Raw genomic sequence first — 5,391 nt, 5'->3', positions numbered from 1 at the left:
GTCACCTTCTATATTGGACGGGAAAACATTATGCAGCAGAACTTCAAAAATGTAAAACTGAAGTTTGTCGTAGTGCGGCATATACGGCAAAACCGAAAGCAGGAACAGAATAAACGGAAAAAGACTGATGGTAAAACTCCACGAAATTGCCGCAGCTTTTCGTCCGATTTTATCTTTAAAAATACCGCTGATATAGATCTGAAACATCTGCCAAAGCGATATTCCCAAAAAAGGAATATGTATATCGTCGAAAAATTCTTGAATTTTCAAGATGAATTTAGGAAGTTTTATGCCCATATTTATTTTACTTCATCATAAAGGTGCCATACAAAAATAATGATTTTTTTAAACTTGAAAATCTGATGCCAATTTTTCAGATAAGAGATTAATCACCTGAGTTGGGAATAAATCTTTTTAAACGCAAGGTTAAACAAAGAAATTCAATTATCAGGAATTCAGCTTTTAAGATATACAAAGGCGTAAAATTGATCAAAGTAATACCATTTTTGTCTTTTTTAAATAAACGAAGTGCCTTTGTTTAGCTTGCAAACTTTCAATAAGTAGAAAAATCTTTTGTTTTTCTTTGCGATAAATTAATACAATACTATAAATCAATTATTTAAATTTATTTCTTATCCCGAACTCAGGTTAGTTAATTATGAATATCTTTGCTGTCTAAACTTAAAATAAAAAATGCAGATTAATTTGCTTTGCATTGGCAAAACTGACGATAAGGAAATCTCTTCTTTAATCAATTATTATCTGAAACGTCTTCCCAAACACTGGAATTTTGAAATTATTGAAATTCCCGACGTAAAAAACGCAAGAAATCTTTCTTCTGATCTTCTTAAAAAGGAGGAATCTAAGCTTTTTATGAACCACATCGACAGAACAGATTCTGTGATTATTCTTGATGAAAAAGGGAAACAGTTTACCAGCAGAGAATTTGCCCAAAAAATTGACAACTGGATGAATTCTTCCGTGAAAAAAATTCACATTCTGATTGGCGGAGCTTATGGTTTTTCAGAAGAGATCTATAGCAGAGCGAATGAAAAAATGTCATTATCCAAAATGACTTTTACGCACCAGATGATCCGACTGTTCATTGTGGAACAATTATATCGAGCAGACCAGATTTTACAGGGAAAACCTTATCATAATGATTAAGTCTGAAAAAATAATATTAACCTTTTAAACCAATCTGTCTTTTTGCTTCCCCCACAACAAAAGCAACGGAGTTGGCAATATTAAAACTTCGGATCAATTTAGACATCGGAATGGTAAGATGATTTTCAAAACGATCAAGCACATCTTTGCTTAAACCTACACTTTCTTTTCCGAAAACCAGCCAGTCTCCATCCTGAAATTCTGTTTCCAGATACGATTTTTCAGCATGTGAACTCATCAGGAAAACTCGGGACAAATCCGGAATATTTTTAACCCATTCGTCAACATTCTCGTATTCGGTAACATCAAGATGAACCCAGTAATCCAGACCGGAACGTTTCAGGTTTTTATCATTAATGACAAATCCAAAGGGATGAATTAAGTGTAATCTGCTTTCGGTTCCTACACACAATCTCCCGATATTGCCTGTGTTATTGGGTATTTCCGGTTCTACGAGAACAATGTTTAACATGACTTATTTTTAAGGGTTCAAAAATAATTAAGTTTTACTAAATTCTGCTATTGATATAAAAACTTGTTAAACTAATTTTAGAATAAACCGCAAAAGCTGCAAAAGACCGTTATACTGCAATAATCAGAATTTAAAAGAATAAAAATCGAAGATTTTTTAAAGCTGTACCTTTTTCATTTGCAGCCAAGCCACTAGCTTTAAATAAAGTTTCACGGTTAATAACAGTTTAAAGATTTAAAAATAAAAACGGATCATCTGATCCGTTTCAATTGCATTTCTATCTATTTTGTTCTTAGAGCCTGTATAGCTTTTTCTTAATTTAACATTAAGAAATTAAGCTGTTAGAGTAATTTTGATTAAGGAATTAAGAAATCAATAAATTAATTTTATTAAGTTTTTTAAGCTAAAGAGGCATAATCTATTAATGATTAAAATTTATTTTTTAACCTCACATTTAGAATAATAATCCATCAGTAAAGGCTTTTCATATCCTAAGCTTACTGCTTTATCTAAACTTGCACATGCTTCTTTAGGCTTTGCTGTTTCAAATAAAATCAAAGCTTTGTTCACATGAGCCTGAGCAAATTTCGGATCGATAGAAATGGCTTTATTAACGTCCGCAAGAGCTTCTTTGTTTTTTTTCAGCCTAAAATAAACGTCTCCTCTTCCACTGTACAGCAAAGATTCAGGTTTCTCAGAAATAAGCTGGTTGTAATCTTTTAAAGCACCTTCCAGATCTCCGCTGCTCTTTTTAAGATTCGCGAGTCCGGTTCTTGCATAAATATTATCGGGAGCAAACGTAAGAATCTTGTTAAGATCTTTCATGGCAAGATCTTTTTTGCCTAAACTTTCATAGACTTTAGAACGGGTAAGGTAAATATCTGCATTTTCAGGCTCAATCTGAAGCCCTTTGTTGAGATAGCCTATTGCTGCCTGTTTATTTCCTTTCTGTCCGTGAATGGAGCCTAAATTGGCGTATACAGCAGCGGACATAGGATTTGCTTTTAAGGCAGATTCGTAAGATTTAAAAGCCAGTGCAGTTTTACCCAGCCTTCTCTGGGCAGTTCCTAAATTGTTGTAATATTCCGACTGTAATTTCTGGATTCTTTCACTTTGAGCCAATTTGGAATATTGTTCTTCCGCACATTTATAGTCCGCTTTCTGAAAGCAGTCTTCAGCTATTTTTTTGTCCTGTGCGTTAAGATTGAATGAAGCAAATACTGCTGCTAAAAGGAATAAAGATTTTTTCATGAAGTTATTTTTTGTTTGTTGATTACTTTTTTTGCGAGCGCACCGAAAACTACTCCCAATAAAGATCCAACAAACGCCCCCACCAAAATATCTATCGGGAAATGCACTCCTAAATAAATGCGGCTGTACGCAACCACTGCCGCCCATACAAATATAACATAAGGAAACCATTTAAGATTCTTTTTTAATAAAATACTTAAATAAGTTGCCAGAAAAAATGTATTGGAAGCATGAGCAGAATAAAAACCGTACTGTCCGCCACATTTCACAATTCTCATGTGATGCTCCAATGTAGGATCGTGACACGGTCTGAGTCTTGCGACCCCATATTTGAAAATACCGGCAAGCTGATCTGAAACGGTCACGCCTATACCGACAAAGATTAATATAAAAACTAAAGATCTTAGTTTGTAATTTTTGAATAAAAAATAACAGAAAATAATATAAAGCGGAATCCAGATCCATGTACTGGAAATGAGCTGCCAAAACTGATCAAAAGATTGGTCTCCCAAGTTATTGAGAAACAAAAAGACTTTTTTATCTTCCTGAATGATCTCCTCCATCCTATCTGCTTACAGGACCTTCGTAGGTTTCGTCTTCAGAAGGTTTTGGTTTTGGAGGTTCATTGGATGCCTGAGCTGTCTGAGGTTCTGTTAAGATATCTTTCTGAATATCATTCATCGGATTGAAATCTTTTGCAGCATCTTTTACTTTCTCAATTTCACGCTTGATCTCAGAAACAGGATTGTCTGTTTCTTTCATGATCTCGGTTTTGATGTCTTCCACTGCGCCACGCATTTTTCTTACACCCGAACCCAAGTCGCGTGCAATCTGAGGAAGTTTATCCGGTCCGAATAATACTACGATTGCTATGGCAATCAGTGCCATTTCTCCAATGCTTAATTCCATATTGTAAAATTACGAAAGATATACGAAATTGGATGTTAAATATTAACTTTTAATAAAATATTAAGCTGTATTAAAAATTATTCAAATAATCAACTTTATGTAAATACAAGATAATTAAATAATTACATCACGAAAATATTGTTTTATATTATTGAAACTATGTAATAATTCTTTCTTTAAATGCAGACTACAGTTCTTCTTTTTTGATATTTTTTTTCCTGAAATTAATATAAGTAATAATCACGCTGATCGTCATTAAAATGAAAGCTAAGAAAAAAGGCGCACCCGAAAATTTAAAAGGAGCTTCGTCGTGGGTGAAAAAGTAAAATAAATTCGTCATCATCGGAGGACCGATAATTGAAGTGGCACTCATCAGACTTGTTAATGCACCCTGTAATTCCCCCTGTTCATTAGCAGGAACACTTTTGGTAATTACAGACTGCAAAGCCGGTCCGCAGATTCCGCCTAAACAGTAAGGAACTAAAAATGCAAACATCATCCAGCCTTGTGTGGCAAATGCAAAGAGAAGCATCCCGAATGCATACAAAGCAAGACCATAATAAATACTTTTTTCTTCTCCCAGTCTGGGCGTTGTCCATCGGATCAAGCCTCCCTGAACCAAACCGACAAGCAAACCAACCACTCCTAAAGAAATTCCTACCATTCTTTCATTCCAGTTGAATTTATACATGGTGAAGAAGCTCCAGTTGCTTTGTACGGCGTGTCCTGCGATATAAATTAAGATCAAAGAAACTATTAAACCTGAGATCTCGGGATGTTTTCCTAAAAATTTAAAAGATCCGACAGGATTTGCTCTTTTCCAGTTGAATTCTCTTCTTTTATCTTTATCTAAACTTTCGGGAAGGATAAAATATCCGTAAAGGAAATTCAGCAGACATAATCCTGCAGCCGCATAAAAAGGAACTCTGGAACCATATTCTCCCAAAAGACCGCCTAAAACGGGACCTATGATAAATCCCAGTCCGAAAGCAGCTCCAATGAGTCCGAAGTTTTTTGCACGGTCTTCATCTGTAGAAATATCCGCGATATAAGCACTCGCCGTAGTTACACTTGCGCCTGTAATTCCCGCAATAACGCGGCCTAAAAACAGCCAGACAATGGAAGGAGCCAAAGCCAAAAAGATGTAGTCTATTGAAAAACCGAAAAGCGAGATCAGAATAATGGGTCTGCGCCCGAATTTATCACTGAGATTTCCTACAATCGGAGAGAAAATAAATTGCGTAAACGCATAGGCAAAACCAAGCCAGCCTCCATATTTTGCCGCCTCACTTATGTTACTATGAATAAGTTCTTCAATAAGTTTCGGAACCACCGGAATGATGATTCCCCACCCCGTAATATCAATCAGTAATGTAATAAAAATGAAGCCGATTGCGGCTTTTTTTCTAGAGTTTTCCATACACCTGCAAAATTAGAAAAATAATGATTTCAAATGATATTAATTATTTATTGAATATTATTTGTTATTGTAATTGAAGATTTCGTGTTTTTGTGTGACAGGAATTTTCCCGACTGCAACCCTAGTCCTGATTGCAGCATTTGTGTGAGCTCATTTTTAGTTTTGGCTTTGG

General features: G+C 35.1%; 6 protein-coding genes and 1 pseudogene. 1 reads left to right on the top strand and 6 read right to left on the bottom strand.

Annotated features, from left to right (window positions below):
• A pseudogene (locus WFK35_RS20265) lies at positions 1-297 on the bottom strand (YihY/virulence factor BrkB family protein); the annotation flags it as partial.
• Positions 298-693: 396 nt separating this feature from the next.
• On the opposite strand from WFK35_RS20265, the gene WFK35_RS20260 reads away from it, so the two are divergent.
• Positions 694-1,167 carry a 23S rRNA (pseudouridine(1915)-N(3))-methyltransferase RlmH gene (locus WFK35_RS20260; RefSeq protein WP_336734255.1) on the top strand — a complete coding sequence of 158 codons (474 nt, stop codon included), beginning with the start codon at positions 694-696 and terminating at the stop codon, positions 1,165-1,167.
• 16 nt (positions 1,168-1,183) lie between these two features.
• Here WFK35_RS20260 and WFK35_RS20255 read toward each other — a convergent pair whose 3' ends face one another.
• From WFK35_RS20255 to WFK35_RS20235, 5 genes are all read right to left on the bottom strand, one after another.
• On the bottom strand, positions 1,184-1,639 hold the full coding sequence (locus tag WFK35_RS20255; protein ID WP_336734253.1) for a tRNA (cytidine(34)-2'-O)-methyltransferase: 456 nt from the start codon (positions 1,637-1,639) through the stop codon (positions 1,184-1,186).
• Positions 1,640-2,074: 435 nt separating this feature from the next.
• Positions 2,075-2,890, bottom strand: a complete 816-nt coding sequence (locus WFK35_RS20250; protein WP_336734251.1) for a tetratricopeptide repeat protein — start codon at positions 2,888-2,890, stop codon at positions 2,075-2,077.
• Positions 2,887-3,453, bottom strand: coding sequence for a phosphatase PAP2 family protein (locus WFK35_RS20245; protein WP_336734249.1), 567 nt, complete (start codon positions 3,451-3,453; stop codon positions 2,887-2,889). The genes WFK35_RS20250 and WFK35_RS20245 overlap by 4 nt, the downstream gene beginning before the upstream one ends.
• 1 nt (position 3,454) lies before the next feature.
• Entirely contained in the window at positions 3,455-3,799 is a 345-nt protein-coding gene (locus WFK35_RS20240) for a Sec-independent protein translocase subunit TatA/TatB (protein ID WP_185205783.1), read from the bottom strand.
• Between the two features lie 187 nt (positions 3,800-3,986).
• The gene (locus tag WFK35_RS20235) at positions 3,987-5,219 is read right to left on the bottom strand and encodes a TCR/Tet family MFS transporter (RefSeq protein ID WP_336734247.1); all 1,233 of its coding nucleotides are present in this window, start codon (positions 5,217-5,219) and stop codon (positions 3,987-3,989) included.
• Between the last annotated feature and the right edge of the window lie 172 nt (positions 5,220-5,391).

This window comes from Chryseobacterium sp. VD8 (genome assembly GCF_037149975.1).
Classification (GTDB): domain Bacteria; phylum Bacteroidota; class Bacteroidia; order Flavobacteriales; family Weeksellaceae; genus Chryseobacterium; species Chryseobacterium indicum.
The sequence above is the reverse complement of the archived record's forward strand: the minus strand, read 5'-3'. Positions and strand labels throughout refer to the sequence as shown.

Bases quoted from the DNA above. Each gene is read 5' to 3' on its own strand.
- WFK35_RS20260 (WP_336734255.1), top strand. From the start codon at position 694: ATGCAGATTAATTTGCTTTGCATTGGCAAAACTGACGATAAGGAAATC.
- WFK35_RS20255 (WP_336734253.1), bottom strand. From the start codon at position 1,639: ATGTTAAACATTGTTCTCGTAGAACCGGAAATACCCAATAACACAGGC.
- WFK35_RS20250 (WP_336734251.1), bottom strand. From the start codon at position 2,890: ATGAAAAAATCTTTATTCCTTTTAGCAGCAGTATTTGCTTCATTCAAT.
- WFK35_RS20240 (WP_185205783.1), bottom strand. From the start codon at position 3,799: ATGGAATTAAGCATTGGAGAAATGGCACTGATTGCCATAGCAATCGTA.
- WFK35_RS20245 (WP_336734249.1), bottom strand. From the start codon at position 3,453: ATGGAGGAGATCATTCAGGAAGATAAAAAAGTCTTTTTGTTTCTCAAT.
- WFK35_RS20235 (WP_336734247.1), bottom strand. From the start codon at position 5,219: ATGGAAAACTCTAGAAAAAAAGCCGCAATCGGCTTCATTTTTATTACA.